Origin of the sequence: Streptomyces sp. URMC 124 (assembly GCF_051386455.1) — a bacterium.
GTDB lineage: Bacteria > Actinomycetota > Actinomycetes > Streptomycetales > Streptomycetaceae > Streptomyces.
Genome location: NZ_JBPQTS010000093.1, coordinates 1 through 18,306 on the forward strand (window position 1 = coordinate 1; position 18,306 = coordinate 18,306).

Consider the following 18,306-nt stretch of genomic DNA (forward strand, 5'->3'; position numbering starts at 1 on the left):
CGTGTGCAGCAGGGACAGCCCGACCCAGTAGTTGTCGTTGAAGCCCGTGAGGTCGATGCCGGACAGCCCCGGCGCACGAGCATCGGGCACTGCGGCCAGTCGTCGCCGTCGGCCAGCGGAACGTCCAGCGGGTCGGCGGCCTTGTTCTCCCCGTGGCTGAACCAGCCGTGGTTCTGGAACTGGATCCAGGCCGCGGCGAGCAGGTTCAGGCCCGTGGCGGGGCGGAAGCCGGAGCGGCGGCGCAGCAGCTGCCGGCTGACCTCACGCGGGCTGGGCGAGAGCAGGCCGCCGTCCTCGGGCTCGGGGAAGGTCTCCGGCAGGGCGCAATTGCGGTCGAACCGGGTGCCCGCCCGGCCCATGTCGGCATCGCCGGGGTCGTATCCCGAGCCGTCGTAGCTGCGGTGGGGCAGCAGCTCGGCGGTGGGCGTGCGGGGGCGCTCGCCGCCGGCCCCGTAGGTGTCGTGCAGGTTGTGCGCCCGCAGCACTTGCCGCTGTCTTCTGAGCTCCAGCAGCGCGAGGGGGAAGGGGAGGGCGTGCCACTCGCGGCGGCGCGGTACCGGCGTCATCGACAGTTCTCCGTGAGGGTGTGCAGAAGGTGCTTCGGACACTCGGGCGCGCGGGCCCTAGCCGGCCGGGAGGCGGTGGACGACGGTCCGCCCGGCCCGGCCCCGGTAGGGGGCCAGCAGTTCGTCCACCCGGTCGCGGACCTCGGGGGCGGTCTTGTCCAGGCTCTGGGCGTAGGCCTCGGCGCCGTGGCACTGCGGGACGTCGTACGAGGGGTCCGCCCAGGTGATCTCCAGCAGGCCCGGGGGCGGCGGGAGGAGCGGGACGGGGCCGCGGCCTCCCAGACGGGGCGTCAGGTCGTGCTCCTCGGTGAGGGCCGTGACACGGGTGCGGGGGTCGTGCGGGCGGCGGGGCGGGGCCGGGGAGCCGACCGCGACGACGTGCGTGAGCCGCAGGCGGGCGCCCGCCTCCGGGGCGCGGGCCAGGTGCCCGGCCGTCACTCCGCCGTGGCCGTGCCCGACGAGCGCGACCGGCATCCCTTCGGGCACCGAGCGGAGCAGGGCCTCGCGGACGGCGAGGGTGTACGGGGAGCCGGCGCGGCCCAGCTCGGCGACGGCCGCGGCCAGCTCCTGCGGGGAGGCCGTGCGCGGCAGGACGAACCCCGGGCCGGGCAGCAGCACCAGACAGCGGGCGACCCCGTCCGGGCCGGTGACGTGCCGGGTGAGCATCCTGCCGTGGCCGAGGGCGGCCAGGTTGCGCAGGTGGGCCGTGATGCCCCCGCTGTTGTCGAGGCCGTCGAGGAACGCGGGGTCCGGCGGCTCGGCGACGGCCTTCGCCCGGCTCCGGAGGGAGCCGGCGCGGGCCTCGCGGCGGGGGCCGGGCAGGGGAACGGCGTCGTCCGACGTGCCCGTGACGGTGTGCCAGGCCGCCGCGTCGTTGAACGGATTGCCGTCCGCCAGGGCGCTCCACGCGCTCACGTCGCCGAGGGCCGGGGTGAGTGCGGCCAGGGTGCGCCCGGCTCCCCGGACGCGCAGGCGCTCGCGGAGGATGCGCAGCGCCAGCTCGGGCAGCCCGGCCTCGACGGCGACGAGCAGCCGCCGTACCGAGCTCTCCGCGGCGTACTCCGCCTGCCGCGTCGCGCACAGCCGGATGCGCAGCCGCAGCGCGCTGACCGCCAGATCGGCCGCGAGGCTCTTGCGGGCGGCGCCCGCGCCCGCCAGCCGGGCGAGCCGGCCGGCCCGCCCCCCGTCGGGGGCGTAGCCCAGGCCCGCGGCGTCGGTGAGGCCGTGGGCCAGGGCCCGGGCCGCGGGCAGCCCGCGGCGGGGCGAGCGGCCGAGCGAGGCGAGCAGCGCGGGGTCGGTGGCGACGGCCGTGACCGCGAGGCCGGCCTCGCGGACGGCCCCCGCGGCCTCGCCCAGCTCGCGGGCCGCGCTGGTGAGCCGGGCGGCCGTCGCGTCGTGCGGGCCGGCCCCCGTGTCCCGGGAACCCGGTGACTCCTCCCTCGTCATGCGCCCTCCTCCGGCGTACGGGCGGTGCGGATCCCGATCCGCAGCCGCGAGGTGTCGAAGGTGTGCGGGAGGGGGTAGCCGGGGCCGAGCCGGACCCCGGCGACGGCCATCTCGCTGTCGCGCAGCAGTTCGGCGACGAACGCCGTGGCCAGCTGCAGGCCGAGCTCCATGCCGCTGCACTGCGCTTCGCCCCGGCTGAACGGGCTGACCGCCCAGTCGCGCTCGGCGGTGCCGTCCAGCCACTTCTCGGGCGCGAACCGGTGGGCGTACTCGATCCGTTCGCCGTCGCGGGCGTGGAACGCCGTCGGCACGAGGACGTTGACCCCGCCCGGCGCGATCGAGTCCCGCCAGCGGGTCTCGCCGGTGGTCCGGCGCGCGAGGCCGGTCACGGGCGGCCACAGCCGGGCCGCCTCCTGCACGCAGGCGCGCAGGTAGGGCATGCCGAGGAAGCCGGGGACGGTGCGCGGCCCGTGCGTGCGGTCCGCGGCCCGGATCTCCTGCAGCGCGCGCTCGTGGTGGCGCGGGTGCGTGGCGAGCAGGGCGAGCGTCTGCACGGTGACGGCGCTCAGCGCGCCGAGCGCCATGAACCAGTGGCTGACCTGGCACTCCGGGGCGGTCTCGGGGCCGCGGGGAGCCGCCGCGAACAGCCCCGCCAGGCTGCGCGGGTCGGCCTCGTACAGATAGCGGGCCTGACGCTGCATCATCTTGCGGCGGACCCGGCGGGCGCGGCGGGTCCGCCAGCGGCGGGCCCCCATCCAGTTGGCCTCGGCGAGCAGCTCGGACAGGAGCCGGGAGAACTCCTCGTCGTCGGCGGCGGCTTCGCCCAGGAAGCAGCGCCGCCCCACGCGCTCGAAGCCCTCGCGCAGCGCCTCCGGGCGCAGCCCGTTCGCCGCCTCGGGGCCCATGAGGGCCGCGGCCTCCTCGCCGGCGACGCGCAGGAAGCGGTCGGCGAGCCGGTGCACCGGGCAGCCGGCGTCCAGGACCGCGTCGTTGAACATCCGGCGCACCGCGCGCTGCCGGCCGTGCGAGGCCACCAGCGTCTCGGGCTGGACGGCCGCGAAGCCGCTCACCTTCTCCCAGGTGTCGACCGCGTAGACGCCCACCGGCCCGGAGAGGACCTGCCGGGCGTCGTCGGCGTCCAGCACGAGGAGCGTCGGGCCGGCGGCGCCGCGCACCATGACGGGGCCGCGGCCGTACTTGCGGCGCATGCGACGCATGGCTTCCAGGCCGCGCCGGGCGGTGTCCGCCCGGGCGAGGAGGGCGGCCATCCGGGGCCGGGAGCGGAAGACGCCCTTGAGGTAGTTGGGGAGGAAGTAGACGAGGGTGAGCCGGAGGTTCTCCCCCGCGGACGCGGCGGGCAGTGCCGTCCCCCGGCCCGTGCCGACCCCGGGCGCGCTGTAGCTGTAGAGGTGGCTCATCCCTGGGCCCCCCGGTCGCGCGGCCCCTCGGGCAGCGCCTCGATCGTCATGCGTCGGACCTCGTGAGGTTGGTGTGATCAGTGGGAGGGGGAGCATTGCCACTTCCCGTCCGGCGGAGTCATCAGGTACGAACATCACCCGAGTTTTCATCCCCCCGGGTGAATGGGGTGGTTGTTGTTGCCGCGCGGTGGGTGTGGGCGGCGTGGTCGTCCCGTGACGGGCTCCGGCCCCGCCGCCCGGTGTGCGGGGCGACGGGGCCGGAGGGGGAAGGCCGCCGGAAGGGGGGCGGCGTGGACGGTGCGGACGGCAGAACGGCAGAACGGCGAAATCCAGCCTTTTTCAGACTGTGGGGCGGTCAGCGCCGTGACCTCGCCATCCCCATGCGTGCCAGGGCGAGGGCCACCAGGCAGGCGACCGCGCCGACGATGACGTTGCTCACGATGGCGTGCGTGACGAACGCGTGCCCGGAGACGACCCAGGGGGAGATGATCGTCCAGGCGCCGAGACACAGTGCGGCCCAGCTCATCGCGTGCGTGCGCTCGTAGGCGGGCCCGAAACCACCGACCAGGCAAGCAAAGGCTGCTCCCACGATCAGGTTGTGGATGGCAAGGGTGGATGCGCCGCTGAAGCCCACAATCCATGGCGATGCGGCCAGATAGACACCGCAGAGAAGGGCGAGTGCCTCGACGGCCTGGGCGACGGGCGTGCTCGTCGCCGCTTCGGAGTGGGCGCGGAGCGCCAGGATGTCCGGGTGCTGTTCTATCCGGGGCGACGTAGGAGCGGTCACGTCGGCCACCTTCTTTCCGTGTCAGGTCGGACCTGCCTGCATTTTAACCTGATTGGAGGCATTTTCACCTGAATGGGGGTCGTCATATCTGGCGATTTCCCCTGTGTTGGGGCCCGGTTTCGGCCCGTCACCCTGGGGGAACCCGGCCAGTCGGTTTCCGGGGGTTCGGCGAAGCGAGGAGGCGGCCGTGGAACAGCTCAAGGGGCAGGGCGAGCGGATGCAGCACCGGGGCGAGACCCGGGAGGAGACCGCGAGGGCCCGCCGTACGGCCCCGGGCGAGGCGCCGGAACGCACCGGCGAGGACCCCGACGCCGAGTCGCACATCATCCGCGGACTGGACTGACCGCGAGGGCCGCGGGGCCGGGCGAGCTCCCGGCCCCGCGGCCCCGGGCCGCACCGTGCGGCCCCGCGGGCCTGCAGGGCGGCGCGTGCCCGGACCGTGGCCGGGCGCCGTCTCAGCCGCGCACGGGTACGAACCGCACCGGCGTGCCGGGAACGGCCTGTGCCGCGGCGGACAGGCTCGCCTCGGGGACCACGCCGACGACGGGATAGCCGCCGGTCGTCGGGTGGTCGGCGAGGAAGACGACCGGGCGGCCGTCCGGAGGGACTTGGACCGCGCCCAGGACCATCCCCTCGCTCGGGAGTTCGCCCTCCGCGGCGCGCTCCAGGGCCGGGCCTTCCGTGCGCAGGCCGATCCGGTTGCTCGCGGCCGACACCCGGAAGCCCCCGCGGGCCAGGGTGCGCAGCGCGGCGGGCGTGAACCAGTCGTCGCGCGGGCCGAGCACGACCCGCAGCACCAGCCCGCCGGCCGGCGGGCCCGGCCAGGGCACGGCGTCGGCGCCCGTGGAGGGCCCGCAGGGCGCGCCGAGCGGCAGCTCCGTGCCCACGGCCAGGGGGTCCGGCCCCAGCCCCGACAGCAGGTCGCGGGAGCGGCTGCCGAGCACCGGCGGCACGGCCAGGCCCCCCGCGAACGCCACGTAGCTGCGCAGCCCCCAGGAAGCCCGGCCCACCTCCAGCACCGCACCCGCCGGGACCCGTACCGCCGCGCCCCAGGCCACCGGGCGGCCGTCGACCCGCACCGCGCAGGGGGCGCCGGTCACGGCGGCGGTCACCGCCGCCGTGGTGCGCACGGCGCAGCCGTCGACGGTGGTCTCCAGCGCGGCGAGGCCGGCGGGGTTGCCGACGAGCCGGTTGGCGAGCGCGTGCGCGGGGCGGTCCAGGGCGCCGGAGCGGCCGACGCCCAGGTGCGCGTGGCCGGGCCGGCCGAGGTCCTGCACCGTCGTCAGGGCGCCGGGGCGGACGACGGTCAGGGCGGGCGTGCCGCTTCCCGCTCGGGTCGTCCGGGCGTTCGTTCCGGAGCCGCGGTCCTCCGCTCCGGTCGTCCGGCTGTCCGTTCCGGAGGGGCGGTCGTTCGCTCGGGTCGTCCGGCCGTCTGTTCCGGAGGGGCGCTGGCGCGTTCCGGAGTCGTGGTCGTCCGGTCCGGGCGTGCGGCTGTCCGTTCCGGAGTCGCGTTCGTTCGCTCGGGTCGTCCGGCCGTCTGTTCCGGAGGGGCGCTGGCGCGTTCCGGAGTCGCGGTCGTCCGGTCCGGTCGTCCGGCTGTCCGTTCCGGAGTGGCGGTCGTTCGCTCGGGTCGTCCGGCTGTCCGTTCCGGAGCCGCGGTCGTCCGCTCCGGGGGTGCGGTCGTCCGGTCCGGGCGTGCGGCCGCCTGTTCCGGAGTGGCGCTCGTCCGTTTCGGAGTCGCGCCCCTCCGCTCCGGAGTGGCGCTCGCCCGCTCCAGGCGTGCGGCCGTCCGGTCCGGCCATGCGGCCGTCCGCTCCGGGGGCCCTGCCGTCCGTTTCGGACGTGCGGCTCACCGTTTCGGACGGGCGTCTGTCCGCTTCGGGCGTACGGCCGACCGCCTCGGGCAGGCCGCCCGTTCCGGTCGTCCGGCCGTCCGCTTCGGTTCCGGTCATGCGCTCACCTCGAAACGTACGCGGGTGCCGGGGGCCAGCAGCGCCGCCGGTTCCCGTGCCGCGTCCCACAGGACGGCGTCCGTCCGGCCGATGAGCTGCCAGCCGCCGGGGGAGGAGCGGGGGTACACGCCGGTGTACGGGCCCGCCAGTCCGACCGCCCCGGCGGGCACGGACGTGCGCGGCGTGGCCCGGCGCGGCACGTGCAGGTGCTCCGGCAGGCCGGTCAGATAGCCGAAGCCGGGGGCGAAGCCGCAGAAGGCGACGCGGAATTCCAGGCCGGAGTGGATCGCTGCGACCTCCTCCGCGGCGACGCCCCACAGGTCCGCCACCTCGGCGAGGTCGGCCCCGTCGTAGCGGACCGGCAGGACCACGGGATCGCCGTCGGCGGCCGTGAGCGGCGGTACGTCCCAGCGCACGATGTCGGCGGCGAGGGCCTGCGGGTCGGCCAGGCCGTCGAGGAGGACGGTGCGCGCCGCGGGCACGATCTCGGCCACGGCCGGCAGCGTCCCCGCGGCCCGGCGGCGCAGCAGCTCGGCGTGGAGCGCCTGGGCCTCCTCGCCGCCGGCGACCTCGACGAGCAGGGCGTGCGGGCCGACGCGCAGGGGGCGGGCGCGGGGCGCGCTCACGCGAAGGCCTCCAGCCGGACGCCCGCGGCCTCCAGCGCCGCGCGGACCCGGCGGGCGAGGTCCGCGGCGCCCGGAGTGTCGCCGTGCAGGCACAGGGAGCGGGCCCGGACCGTGACCTCCTCGCCCGTCAGGGACGTGACGGCCGCCTCCCGGGCCATCCGTACGGAGCGGGCGACGACGGCGTCCGGGTCGAGGACGACCGCACCGGGGGTACGGCGCGGCACCAGGGTGCCCGCGGCCGTGTAGGCGCGGTCGGCGAACGCCTCGGCGACCACCGGCAGTCCGGCCCCGGCCGCGGCCTCGTGCAGCTGCGAACCCGGCAGGCCCAGCACGGGCAGGGACCCGCCCGCGCGCAGCACCCCGGCGACCACGGCCGCGGCCTGCTCGGCGTCGGCGACCGTGCGGTTGTAGAGCGCTCCGTGCGGCTTGACGTAGGCGACGTCCGAGCCGGCCGCGAGCGCGAAGGCGCGCAGGGCGCCGATCTGATAGGTGATCTCGTCGGCGAGCTCGTCCGGGGGCACGTCCATGGCGCGGCGCCCGAAGCCGGCCAGGTCTCGGTAGGAGACCTGGGCGCCGATGCGCACGTCCCGTTCGGCGGCGCGCTCGCAGACCCGCCGCATGGTGGAGGGGTCGCCGGCGTGGAAGCCGCAGGCGACGTTCGCGCTCGTCACCACGGACAGCAGGGCGTCGTCGTCGGTCAGGCGCCAGCGCCCGAAGCCCTCCCCGAGGTCGGCGTTGAGGTCGAGCACGGCGGTGCCGTGGACGTTCATGCGTTCTCCCCTTCCCGCTCCCGCAGAGCGCCCAGGATGAGCTCCCGGGCGTCGTCCAGATAGGTGGTCAGCTCGCTCTCCGCGCGTCCGTACTCGCCGTCCTCCAGGAGCCGTGCGAGGGCGCGGTTGCGCGCCAGGAAGGGTTCGTGGAAGCGGCGCGCCGAGGGCATCGCGTGGAAGGCCAGGCGCAGTTCGGCCAGCAGCCGGTCCATCGCGGCGTCGATGCGCGGGCTGCCGGACAGGGCGGCCAGCGCCCGGTGGAAGCGCAGGTCGGCCGAGCCGACCTCCTGCCAGTCGCCCCCGGCGGCGGCGCGCTCGGCCTCCTTCACCGCCGCGGTCACGGCCTCGCGCAGCGGGCGTCCGGCCCCCGCGGCGGCCCGGACGCCGGCGCACTCCAGGGCGGCGCGCACCCGGTAGATGTCGGTGACGTCGGCGGGGTCGACGACGCGGACGAAGACGCCGCGGTTGAGCCGGTGGACGACCAGGCTCTCGTGGATGAGCAGGCGGAACGCCTCGCGCAGCGTGTTGCGCGAGACCCCGAGGTCCCGGCCGAGGGCCTCTTCGGAGAGCCGGGTGCCGGGCGGCAGACCGCCGCCCTCGATGCGGTCGCGGAGCACGTCGGCCACGCGCTGCGCAGTGGACAGGGCCATCGTCATCCCCAATACCTATTGAGAATTGTTGAACAATATCTTAGCCTCCTCGCCAATCCCCTCACCCGATCGAGTGAGGGCCGTCCGGGATCCCGGAAGGCGAAACCCATGATCGTTCTCCTGGGTGTCCTCGTGGTCGTGCTCGGCTTCGCCACGAGGCGCAACCCCCTGCTGGTGGTCGGGGCCGCCGGCATCGTCACGGGCCTCCTCGGCGGCCTCTCCCCCCAGCGCGTCCTGGCCGCCTTCGGCACCGGGTTCGCCTCCAGCCGCTCGGTGACGATCTTCGTCATCACGCTGCCCGTCATCGGCCTGCTCGAACACCACGGCCTCCAGGAACAGGCCCGCCGCCTGATCACCCGCTTCGCCGGGCTCACCGCGGGCCGCTTCCTGGCGCTCTACCTCCTGCTGCGCCAGATCGCCGCCGCCGTCGGCCTCAACAACGTCTTCGGGCACGCCCAGACCGTGCGGCCGCTCGCCGCGCCCATGGCCGAGGGCGCCGCCGAGCGCCGCCACGGGCCGCTGGGCGAAAAGGCCCGCGAGAAGGTGCGCTCGTTCGCCGCGAGCGCGGACAATGTCGGGCTCTTCTTCGGCGAGGACGTCTTCCTGGCCGTCGGATCGATCCTGCTGATCACCGGCTTCGTCAACACCACGTACCACACGCACCTCGAACCGCTGCAGCTCGCGCTGTGGGCGATCCCCACGGCCCTGTGCGCGCTCGCCGTCCACGGCTGGCGGCTGCTGCGGCTCGACCGCCAACTGCTCGCGGGGTCCGCCGGGCCGGACCGGAGCGCCGACCTCGGGGAGAGCGTCAAGTGATCAAGGCCGAGTGGTTCTACTGGCTGGTCGGCGGCATCTTCCTGGTGATGGCCGCGCAGATGCTCACCGACCGCACCAACCCCAAGCGCTACGGCACGGCCGCGTTCTGGGGCCTGCTCGGCCTCGGCTTCGTCTACGGCACCTGGGTCGCCGACAAGTCGGCCCCCGCCGAACCCCTGGGCGCGGCCGTCCTCGTCATGGTCTGCCTCGCGGGCTTCGGGTTCACCGGGCGCGGCAAGGGCGGCGCGGCCACGCCCGAACAGCGGGAAGCACGCGCCGCGCGCTGGGGCAGCCGCCTCTTCGTCCCCGCGCTCACCATCCCCGTCGTCGCCCTGATCTGCGCCGTCGGCGTCAAGAAGCTCTCCCTGGACGGCGAGCCCGTCCTGCAGAAGGGCAGCGAGACCATCCTCGGGCTCGGCATCGGCGCCGTCGTCGCCCTCGTCGTCGGCATGGTGATGCTGCGCGAGAAGCGGCTCGCGACACCCCTGCACGCCGGGCGGTCCATGCTGGAGTCGATGGGCTGGGCCATGCTCCTGCCCCAGCTCCTCGCCACCCTCGGCTCCATCTTCTCCGTCGCCGGCGTCGGCGACCAGGTCCGCAGGATCACCACCGCGGTGCTGCCCGACGGCTCCCTCTTCCTGGCCGTCGTCGTCTACTGCACCGGCATGTTCCTCTTCACCGTCGTCATGGGCAACGGCTTCGCCGCCTTCCCCGTCATGACCGCGGCCGTCGGCTGGCCGGTCCTCGTCGTCCAGGAGCACGGCAACGCCCCGGCCGTCCTGGCCATCGGCATGCTCGCCGGTTTCTGCGGCACGCTCGTGACGCCCATGGCCGCCAACTTCAACGTCGTCCCCGCGGCCCTGCTCGAACTGAAGGACCAGTACGGGCCCATCAAGGCGCAACTTCCCACGGCCGTCGCCCTGCTCGGCTGCAACATCGCCATCATGTACCTCTTCGCCGTCTGACGGCCCCGGGAAGGGAACGACCCCATGACCCGCGTCCTGCTCACCGGATTCGAGCCCTTCGACGGAGAGGCCCTCAACCCCTCCTGGGAGGCCGTGCGCGCGGCCGCCGCACGCGCGCCCGAGGGACTCGTCCTCTCCACCGCCCGGCTGCCCTGCGCCTTCGGCGCCTCCCTCGACGCCCTGCGGGAGGCCGTCGAGCGCACCGCGCCCGACCTCGTGCTGTGCGTGGGTCAGGCGGGCGGCCGCCCCGACGTCACCGTCGAACGCATCGCCGTCAACATCGACGACGCCCGCATCCCCGACAACGCGGGCGCGCAGCCCGTCGACGAGCCCGTCGTCCCCGGCGGCCCCGCCGCCTACTTCGCGACCCTCCCCGTCAAGGCGTGCGTCGCCGCCGTACGGGACGCGGGCCTGCCCGCCTCGGTCTCCCAGACCGCCGGGACCTTCGTCTGCAACCACGTCTTCTACGGCCTGATGCACCTCGCCGCCACCGAACGCCCCGGGCTGCGGGGCGGATTCGTGCACGTGCCCTACGCCCCCGGACAGGTCACCGACCGGGCCCTGCCCTCCCTGCCCGTCCCCGCCGCCGCCGAGGCACTCTGTGTGATCGCCGTCACCGCGGCCGGGCGCACCACGGACATCCGTGCGGAAGGCGGAGCCACACACTAGGGGCGAGGCGGGACATTCCGCCCGTGCCGTTTCGTCCGTTGTCCGTGCGACCGCCTACTCTGTGCGACGTGACTTCTCCAGCCCCGGCGGCCGCTCCGCCCCAGCTCAACGGGCCGTCGCGACCGGCCCCGGGCCCGGCCGCCGACGAGGGCCTGGCCCGCCGCCTGCGCGCGCTCGCCTGCACGGCGCCGCTGCACGACCTGGACGCGCGCAAGGCCAACCTCGCGGGCGAGTACGGCGTCTACGCCATGGCGGAGGTGGCGCTCGCCGCCATCGACCTGGTCACGCTCAACATGGACTTCGACACCGGCGCCGACCACGAGCAGATAGTGGCCCGGCTGCAGCCGCGCGTCGCCGCCCAGGCCCCCGAGCGCCCGCAGGCCGAGCACGAGCGGGTGGCCCGCTGGGTCCTGGAGAACCTCATCAACGTCGGCAGCGTCGACCGCGGCTTCCGCGCCGTCTACGGCACCTTCGGTGCCGACGGCGTCTACGTCCGGCGCGACTACGACTTCAAGCTCGTCGAAGAGGTGCCCGGGCCCGGTGGCACGGTCTTCCTGCGCACCACGGACGAGGCCGTCAACGTCCTCGTCGGCGCCCTCGACACCGACGTCACCAGCGCCCAGATCGCCGCCGAGGTCAAGCTCGAGGTCCTCATCAGCCGGGGCCGCCTCGCCGACGCGCAGCTCGCCGCCGAGCAGGCGCGCTACCGCACGGTGCAGTACGCCGAGACCCTCCGCAAGACCCTCGACGCCACCCGGCGCAACGTCCGCGCCGTCGACTGGCTGCGGGCCGTCCCCGACATGATCGCCGAAGCGCTCGACCACGTCGCCGACCGCTACCGCCACGAGAACGCGATCCTCACCAACATCCGCAAGGCGCGCGACGAGGCCGAAGAACCCGAGCACAAGCGGCGTGCCGCCGAGCTCGTCGACATCGTCAAGGACTGCATCCGCCGCCACACCCAGCTGCAGTCCCGGCTGCTGGAAGCCGGGCCGCTCTTCCGCGCCGAGCAGGACCGCCAGGCGTTCGCGGTGAGCGCGGGCCGGGCCGGCCTCGACCTCTACGGGCAGCTCCTCGCCCCCGTGCTGCCGCTGCCGCTGGAGGCGGCCGGGCGTGTCACCGACGCCTTCTTCGCCCGCGGCACGGGGCTGCGCACGCCCGTCTCCGTCCGCGTCGGCGACCTCGTCGACATGCTGCTGACCCCGCCCGCCGAGCGGGAGCACCTCGGGGCGGAGATGCCCGAGCCGGACCTCATCGCCACACCGGACGACAGCCGCTTCAGCGAGGAGCAGCTGGCGAGCGCCATGGAGCTGCTCACCCTGCCGCCCGACGCGCCGCGCCGGCTCTCCGGCCTCCTCGCCGAGGCCCGCCGCCGCGACCCCGAACTGCCCTACCTCGTCGCCCTCCTCGCCGTCCACGCCGCGAGCCCCGCCGTCGGCACGGCCTACCGCCAGGGCGAGCAGTCCCTGCTCTTCGCCGTCGACGACGGCACGCCCCTCGACGACCCCGAATTCGGCGGCGCCGACCTCATCGTGGGCACGGCCCTGCTCGACGCGGCCGGCATGGCCGCGGACCGAGCGGAGGCATCATGACGGCCCGCCTGCGGCGGGCGGCCCGGGGTTGTGCCCGGCCCGGGAGTGCGGCTCGCCCGCGCGTGACGCCGACGACTTGCAGCCGGTGCGGCACCGCCGGGACGCACCGTACGTCTTCCCGCCGTTGCGGCGGGCAAGAGAGTACGGCCGGCAGCCGCCCCGGCAGGGGGGACCTCGCCGCTGCAACGGCCACCCATGCGTTCCCGGGAAGCCGGGTCCTCCCTCCCGCCGCGACGGCGACGGGCCACGACGTCGCATTCCGGCGGTGCCGGGCCCACCGAAAGACCACATCCGCAGGAGCACACCGTGACTGAGTACGACGCCGAGGCCCCGGCCGACGAGCCCGGTGCGGGCGAAGCCGGCGAGAGCGGGGAGGCGCGAGCGGCGAGCGGCGCCGGCACCGTGACCCCGGCGGACGCCGCCGACGCCGCGCGCCTCGTCGCGTTCGGGCTGCAGCCCAAGCTCGTGCCCGCGCGGGACGCCGAGTACGCCGAGCTGCTGCGCCGCCACCGCGAGGACCCCGCCTTCGCGCGCCTCGCGGACGCCGTCGCGGCCGGTCTCGGCCTGATCGTCCTGGAGGTGTCCACCCGCGCCGGCATGGCGGTGACCGCCGCGGAGGACTCCGTCTTCGCCGTCCGTATGGGCGACTACGCCCGCCGCGCCACCGCCGACTCCGGCGACCGCTTCCTGCACGGCCTCGCCCACCTCGCGGTTGCCGCCCTGGCGTTCCCCCGCCCGGAGGACCTGGCCGACGACGGCTACATCGGCCGCATCACCGTCAACGGCGTGGACGCGTTCGTCCGGCAGGCGTGCCGCCGCCTGGAGGAGCGCGCCGCCGAGCAGGGCGAGAACACCGACCCGACGACGGACGCCCCCGGCCTGGAAGCCGCCTGGCGGGTCTACGCGCGCCGCAGTGCGACCGGCGCCACCAAGGACGCCCGCCGCCTGGCCGGCTCCACCACGGGCATCATCGCCAAGGCCGTCGCCTTCCTCGTCGACTCCGGCTTCCTGCAGCGCACCGGCGACGACGCCGGCGGCGCCTTCCGCACCACGGCCCGCTACCAGCTCCAGGTCCGCGACATGGCCGGCACCGCCGCCATGGCCGAGCTGCTGGAGCTCGGCGTCGTGACCGTGGGCGACGGCAGCGCGACCCTCCTCCCGCCGGACGACGCCGACGCCCTCGACCTCGTCGCCGACGCCGGCCTGCCCTTCTTCGAAGACCAGCACAGCCCCTCCGCCTGACAACCGTCCCGCCACACACGAGAGTCCGCCATGTACGAGCTGTCCCGGGTCCGCCTCTACTCCATCGGACCCGCCGGTGCGCGCTACGCCGACACCGTGCTGGACCTGCGGGGAGTGGGCGCGCCCGTGCCCACCCCCGCGCCCGCGCAGGCGGAGTTCTTCGAGGAGGAGCCCGTCGGCCCGCCGCGCCGCCCGGCCCCGGCGGGCGTGCTCTTCCTGGAGAACGGCGGCGGCAAGTCCGTCCTCCTCAAGCTCATCTTCTCGGTGATGCTGCCCGGCCACCGCAACACCCTGGGCGGCGCCAGCTCGGGCGTGCTGCGCAAGTTCCTGCTGGCCGACGACTGCGGGCACGTCGCCCTGGAGTGGCAGCACGTCCTGACGGGCGAGAGCATCGTCGTCGGCAAGGTCAGCGAGTGGCGCGGCCGCCAGGTCTCCAACGACCCGCGCAAGTTCGCCGAGGCCTGGTACTCCTTCCGCCCCGGCCCGGGCCTGAGCCTGGACGCGCTGCCCGTGGCCGAGTCCACCGCGATGCGCAGCGCCGCCGACGGCTCTTCCGGCTCCGTGCTTTCCGGCGCCTCCGGCGCACGGGGCCGCCGCCGCACGATGAAGGGCTTCCGCGACGCCCTCACCGAGGCCGGCAAGGCCTACCCCCACCTGGATGTGGTCTGGGAGGAGATCCACGAGCGCTGGAACGAGCACCTGGGCGAGCTCGGCCTGGACCCCGAACTCTTCCGCTACCAGCGCGAGATGAACGCCGACGAGGGCGAGGCCGCCGGCCTCTTCGCCGTCAAGAACGACTCGGACTTCACCGACCTGCTGCTGCGCGCGGTCACCGACACCCGCGACACCGACGGCCTCGCCGACCTCGTGCACGGCTTCGCCCACAAGCTCGGCCGCCGCGCCGAGCTCACCGCCGAGCGGGACTTCACCGCCGGCTCCCTCGACCTGCTGTCGCGCATCGCCGAGGCGGCCGTCAAGCGCGAGCAGGCCCGCGGCGTGCACGCCGGCGCCGAGCGCCGTACCCGCGGCCTCGCCCGCCGCCTGTCCGCCCGCGCGTTCGAGGAGCGCGGCCGGACCGCCGAGCTGGCCGAGCGGGTCGCCGCCGCGGCCCACGCCGTCACCGACGCCGAGTCCGAGCGCGGCCGCAGCTCCCTGGTCGCGGCCGAGATCGCCTACCGGCACGCCTCCCTGGCCCTCGCCGCGGCCGAGAAGGCCGCCGCCGCCCAGCGCCGCGAGCTCAACGACGCCCGTACGCTGCACTCCGCCTGGCAGGCCGCCGAGACCGTCCTGCGCCACCGCGCCGCCGCCGACCGCTCCGCGCGCGTCGCCGCCGCCATCCACGAGGCCGAGCGCGACGCCGCCCCGGCCCTGGCCGCCCGCACCCGGGCCGCCACCGAGCTCGTACGGGCCCTCAACACCGCCGCCGAGAACGGCGAGCAGCGCGCCAACGAGGAGGAGGAGCGTTCCGCGGCCCTCCAGGAGGCGAGCGAGGCCGCCCACCGCGACGCCACGGCGGCCGCCACCGAGGCCCAGCGCGCCCGCAGCGAGTCCGGTCACCTGCGCCAGCGCCTGGCCGAGGTCGAGCAGGAGACCGCCGAGGCCGTCCGCGCCGGCTGGATCGACGAGGCCGGCGACGCCGACCCGGCCCGCGCAGCCCTCGCCGCCAGCGACGCCGAGAAGCCGGCCGTCGCCGCGTACGAGTCCGCGCGGGAGACCGCCCGTCAGGCCGCCGACCGGGCCAAGGAGACGGCCGCCGCCGAGAGCCGCGCCGAACTGGCCGCCGCCCGCGCCGCGGACGCCGCCACGGCCGCCGAGGGCGCCTACGACGCCGAGCGCCGCGCCGCCGAGTCCATCGGCGCCGAGCAGCGCCTGATCGAGCTGCTGGGCCTGCCCGAGCCGGACGTCTCCGGCCAGGTGCCCGGCCAGCGCACCGAGACCGGCGCGCACGGCGACGGCCGCCCGCCCGCCCCGCGCCGCTCCTTGGAGGGCGCGCCCGACGGCGAGGCCCCGTACTACCCGGGCGCCGTCCGCGCGGCCGCCCGCCGTCAGACCGACGGCGCGGCGCCCGCCCCCCGCCGTGCCGGGACCGGCCCGCTGAGCGCCGAGGAGCTCGACCGCAACGCCGACGCGCTGCGCGAGCTGCTCGACGACAGCGTCGCGACCTCCGAGCGGCACCTGTTCGACCTGCGCACGGCCGCCGCCGACGACTCCCGCATCCTGGGCGCCCTCGGCGACGGCGGCCTGCTGCCGCCCCGCCCCGACGTCCTCGCGGCCGTGGAGTACCTGGGCGAGCACGGCATCCCCGCCCTGCCCGGCTGGCGCTACCTCGCCCAGGCCGTCGACCCGGCCCGGCACGCCGCCGTCCTCGCGGCCCGCCCCGAGCTCGTCGACGGCGTCGTCATCACCGACACCGACTCCCACGCCCGGGCCCGCGACGTGCTCGGCGCGGCGTCCTTGCTGCCCCGCTCCGCCCTCGCCGTCGGCACCTCCGAGGCCCTGCTCGCACCCGTACCGGAGACGGGCCGCCAGGACGACGGCGTGTTCCTCGTGGCGCCCAACCCCGCCATGCACGACGAGCGCGCCGCCGACGAGGAGCGGCACACCCTGCGTGAGCGCTCCCTCGCCCGCGACGAGGAGATCCGCGCCATAGCGGCCCGCCTCGCCGGCGACCGCACCCTCGCCGCCCGCCTCGCCTCGTGGCGCGCCGGCTGCCCCGCCGGCCGCCTGGCCGAGCTGGCCGCCGAGGCCGCCCGGGCCCGCGCCGCCGCGGACACCGCCCAGGAGGAGCTGACCGGCCTGCGCGCCGCCCGCGCCGAGGCCGAGGAGACCGCTGCCGAGGCCGCCCGCGTGCGCGACGAGCGGCAGGAGACCGCCCAGCGCGCCCGCCGCGTCGCCGACGCCCTCGCCGGGCTCGCCTACCGCCTGCGCGAGCGCGCCACCTGGCAGACGCGCGCCCGAGAGCTCGCCGAGGAGGCCGCCGAGGCCGAGGAGCGCGCGGCCGTCTGCGTCGACCGCGCCCGCGCCGCCGACGAGGACCGCCGCGCCGCCCAGCGGGCCGCCGACGACGCCCGCCGCACGGCCCGCGCCCTGCGCGCCGAGCGCGCGGAGATCGCCGGCGCCCCCGACGAGGTGCCCGAGGCCGCCGAGCCGCCCACCGCCTCGCTGCCCGCCCTGCGCGAGGCCTACCGCGCCGCCTCCCAGGTGTACGAGAAGGTCGGCGTCGGCGCCGATCTGCGCGCCGAACAGGCCCGCGCCGAGAGCGACGAGAGCGCCGCCCGCAACGAGCTCGACCGCCTCACCAACAAGGTGCGCACCCGCGCCGCCCAGCTCCTGGAGGGCACCGAGGGCGCCGACGGGCCCTCCCGGCAGGCCGCCGCGGCCCGCGCCGAGGAGCTCGTCCAGATGCTGGAGAGCCGCGCGTCCGCGGCCAGTGAGCAGCTGGGCCGGCTGCGCGGCGAGGCCGAGCGCCTCGCCCCCGCCGACGGTGACGCGCACACCGAGCTCCCCGAGGACCTCGTGCCCGGCGACGCCGACCGCGCCAAGGAGCTCCTGCGCACCGTCACCGCCGAACTCGCCGCCCGCACCGACGCCCTGGAGCGCGCCCGCACCACCCACGGCGACCTGCTGCGCGCCCACCGGGCCGCCGAGGACGCCGCCACCGGCTTCGACGACACCGCGGCCCTCCTGCGCGACCTGCTGCGCGACAACTCCGCGGAGGAGGAGACCGAGCAGACCGAGCCGTACGCCGGCGGCCTGGAGGAGGCCCGTCAGGCCGCGGCCGAGGCCCGCCGTTCCCTGCGCGGCTGCGCCGGCGACCTGTCGGCAGCCGAGTCCGCGGTCCGCGAGGCGAGCGACGTCCTCGTCCGGCACGCCAACTCCACCCGCTACGAGCAGGTGCGCACCCCCGCCCGCCAGCAGATCCGCGAACTGCCCGCGGCCGCCCTGCCCGAGCACGCCGCCGCCTGGGCCGAGGCCTTCGCGCCCCGCCTGCGCGTGCTGACCGACGAGCTGGAGCAGCTGGAGCGCAACCGCGACAGCATCGTGGACCGGCTGCGCGGCCTCGTGGAGTCCTCCCTGACCACCCTGCGCTCCGCGCAGCGCCTCTCGCGCCTGCCCGAGGGCCTGGGGGAGTGGTCGGGCCAGGAGTTCCTGCGCATCCGCTTCGACGACCCCGACCAGAGCACCCTCACCGAGCGCCTCGGCGAGGTCATCGACGAGGCGACCCGCTCGGCCGTCAAGAAGAACTCCGACCTGCGCCGCGACGGCATGTCCCTGCTGCTGCGCGGCGTCCAGGCGGCCCTGCAGCCGCGCGGCGTCGCCGTGGAGATCCTCAAGCCCGACGCGGTGCTGCGCGCCGAGCGGGTGCCCGTCCGGCAGATGGGCGACGTCTTCTCCGGCGGCCAGCTGCTCACGGCGGCCATCGCCCTGTACTGCACCATGGCCGCGCTGCGCAGCAACGACCGGGGCCGGGACAAGCAGCGCCACGCGGGCACCCTGTTCCTGGACAACCCCATCGGCCGCGCCAACGCCACGTACCTGCTGGAGCTCCAGCGGGCCGTCGCCGACGCGCTCGGCGTGCAGCTGCTCTACACCACCGGCCTGTTCGACACCACGGCCCTGGCCGAGTTCCCGCTGGTCATCCGGCTGCGCAACGACGCCGACCTGAGGGCGGGCCTGAAGTACATCAGCGTGGAGGAGCACCTGCGGCCGGGCCTGCCGCAGCGGGACGAGGGCGCGGAGGCCGTCCACGGCGAGATCACGGCGACGCGGATGTACCGCCGCCCGCCGGAGGAGGTCCCCGCCTAGA

Annotated in this window: 15 protein-coding genes; 7 read left to right on the top strand and 8 right to left on the bottom strand. The window is 76.1% G+C overall.

Translation table 11 applies throughout. The annotated features are described in order from the left end of the window. The 4 genes from ACSNOG_RS19880 to ACSNOG_RS19895 form a co-directional block, all read right to left on the bottom strand. The coding region (locus tag ACSNOG_RS19880; protein ID WP_436754014.1) for a peroxidase family protein at positions 1 to 566 on the bottom strand (566 nt) is incomplete at its 3' end. Between the two features lie 57 nt (positions 567 to 623). Continuing rightward, entirely contained in the window at positions 624 to 2,012 is a 1,389-nt protein-coding gene (locus ACSNOG_RS19885; protein ID WP_436754015.1) for a hypothetical protein, read from the bottom strand. Continuing rightward, a complete protein-coding gene (locus ACSNOG_RS19890) occupies positions 2,009 to 3,430 on the bottom strand; it encodes a cytochrome P450 (protein ID WP_436754016.1) in 1,422 nt (473 codons plus the stop codon). Before ACSNOG_RS19890 ends, ACSNOG_RS19885 begins: the two co-directional genes overlap by 4 nt. 355 nt (positions 3,431 to 3,785) lie before the next feature. Then, positions 3,786 to 4,217, bottom strand: coding sequence for an SPW repeat protein (locus ACSNOG_RS19895; protein WP_436754036.1), 432 nt, complete (start codon positions 4,215 to 4,217; stop codon positions 3,786 to 3,788). 187 nt (positions 4,218 to 4,404) lie between these two features. Between ACSNOG_RS19895 and ACSNOG_RS19900 the strand changes: the two genes are divergently transcribed. Beyond that, the gene (locus tag ACSNOG_RS19900; RefSeq protein ID WP_436754017.1) at positions 4,405 to 4,560 is read left to right on the top strand and encodes a hypothetical protein; all 156 of its coding nucleotides are present in this window, start codon (positions 4,405 to 4,407) and stop codon (positions 4,558 to 4,560) included. Between the two features lie 112 nt (positions 4,561 to 4,672). Here ACSNOG_RS19900 and ACSNOG_RS19905 read toward each other — a convergent pair whose 3' ends face one another. From ACSNOG_RS19905 to ACSNOG_RS19920, 4 genes are all read right to left on the bottom strand, one after another. Beyond that, positions 4,673 to 5,527: a biotin-dependent carboxyltransferase family protein gene (locus ACSNOG_RS19905; protein ID WP_436754037.1), complete on the bottom strand. Its 855-nt coding sequence runs from the start codon at positions 5,525 to 5,527 to the stop codon at positions 4,673 to 4,675. Between the two features lie 638 nt (positions 5,528 to 6,165). After that, positions 6,166 to 6,795: a 5-oxoprolinase subunit PxpB gene (gene pxpB / locus ACSNOG_RS19910; RefSeq protein WP_436754018.1), complete on the bottom strand. Its 630-nt coding sequence runs from the start codon at positions 6,793 to 6,795 to the stop codon at positions 6,166 to 6,168. Continuing rightward, positions 6,792 to 7,565 carry a LamB/YcsF family protein gene (locus ACSNOG_RS19915; protein WP_436754019.1) on the bottom strand — a complete coding sequence of 258 codons (774 nt, stop codon included), beginning with the start codon at positions 7,563 to 7,565 and terminating at the stop codon, positions 6,792 to 6,794. The genes pxpB and ACSNOG_RS19915 overlap by 4 nt, the downstream gene beginning before the upstream one ends. Continuing rightward, positions 7,562 to 8,221: a GntR family transcriptional regulator gene (locus ACSNOG_RS19920; protein ID WP_436754020.1), complete on the bottom strand. Its 660-nt coding sequence runs from the start codon at positions 8,219 to 8,221 to the stop codon at positions 7,562 to 7,564. Before ACSNOG_RS19920 ends, ACSNOG_RS19915 begins: the two co-directional genes overlap by 4 nt. Before the next feature lie 102 nt (positions 8,222 to 8,323). Here ACSNOG_RS19920 and ACSNOG_RS19925 point away from each other — a divergent pair, with 102 nt between their 5' ends. The 6 genes from ACSNOG_RS19925 (at position 8,324) to ACSNOG_RS19950 (ending at position 18,305) form a co-directional block, all read left to right on the top strand. Continuing rightward, positions 8,324 to 9,031: a DUF969 domain-containing protein gene (locus ACSNOG_RS19925; protein ID WP_436754021.1), complete on the top strand. Its 708-nt coding sequence runs from the start codon at positions 8,324 to 8,326 to the stop codon at positions 9,029 to 9,031. Then, positions 9,028 to 9,996: a DUF979 domain-containing protein gene (locus ACSNOG_RS19930; protein ID WP_436754022.1), complete on the top strand. Its 969-nt coding sequence runs from the start codon at positions 9,028 to 9,030 to the stop codon at positions 9,994 to 9,996. The genes ACSNOG_RS19925 and ACSNOG_RS19930 overlap by 4 nt, the downstream gene beginning before the upstream one ends. Positions 9,997 to 10,020: 24 nt before the next feature. Then, complete coding sequence (gene pcp, locus ACSNOG_RS19935; RefSeq protein ID WP_436754023.1) at positions 10,021 to 10,665, top strand: pyroglutamyl-peptidase I; 645 nt, start codon at positions 10,021 to 10,023, stop codon at positions 10,663 to 10,665. Between the two features lie 68 nt (positions 10,666 to 10,733). Further along, complete coding sequence (locus tag ACSNOG_RS19940; protein WP_436754024.1) at positions 10,734 to 12,257, top strand: hypothetical protein; 1,524 nt, start codon at positions 10,734 to 10,736, stop codon at positions 12,255 to 12,257. 306 nt (positions 12,258 to 12,563) lie between these two features. Beyond that, a complete protein-coding gene (locus ACSNOG_RS19945) occupies positions 12,564 to 13,499 on the top strand; it encodes a hypothetical protein (protein WP_436754025.1) in 936 nt (311 codons plus the stop codon). Positions 13,500 to 13,529: 30 nt separating this feature from the next. Continuing rightward, on the top strand, positions 13,530 to 18,305 hold the full coding sequence (locus tag ACSNOG_RS19950; protein ID WP_436754026.1) for a hypothetical protein: 4,776 nt from the start codon (positions 13,530 to 13,532) through the stop codon (positions 18,303 to 18,305). Position 18,306 lies beyond the last annotated feature (1 nt).

Excerpts from the sequence above, each read along its gene's own strand:
- ACSNOG_RS19885 (WP_436754015.1), bottom strand. The coding sequence starts at position 2,012 with ATGACGAGGGAGGAGTCACCGGGTTCCCGGGACACGGGGGCCGGCCCG.
- ACSNOG_RS19950 (WP_436754026.1), top strand. The coding sequence starts at position 13,530 with ATGTACGAGCTGTCCCGGGTCCGCCTCTACTCCATCGGACCCGCCGGT.
- ACSNOG_RS19925 (WP_436754021.1), top strand. The coding sequence starts at position 8,324 with ATGATCGTTCTCCTGGGTGTCCTCGTGGTCGTGCTCGGCTTCGCCACG.
- ACSNOG_RS19890 (WP_436754016.1), bottom strand. The coding sequence starts at position 3,430 with ATGAGCCACCTCTACAGCTACAGCGCGCCCGGGGTCGGCACGGGCCGG.
- ACSNOG_RS19920 (WP_436754020.1), bottom strand. The coding sequence starts at position 8,221 with ATGACGATGGCCCTGTCCACTGCGCAGCGCGTGGCCGACGTGCTCCGC.
- ACSNOG_RS19915 (WP_436754019.1), bottom strand. The coding sequence starts at position 7,565 with ATGAACGTCCACGGCACCGCCGTGCTCGACCTCAACGCCGACCTCGGG.
- pcp (WP_436754023.1), top strand. The coding sequence starts at position 10,021 with ATGACCCGCGTCCTGCTCACCGGATTCGAGCCCTTCGACGGAGAGGCC.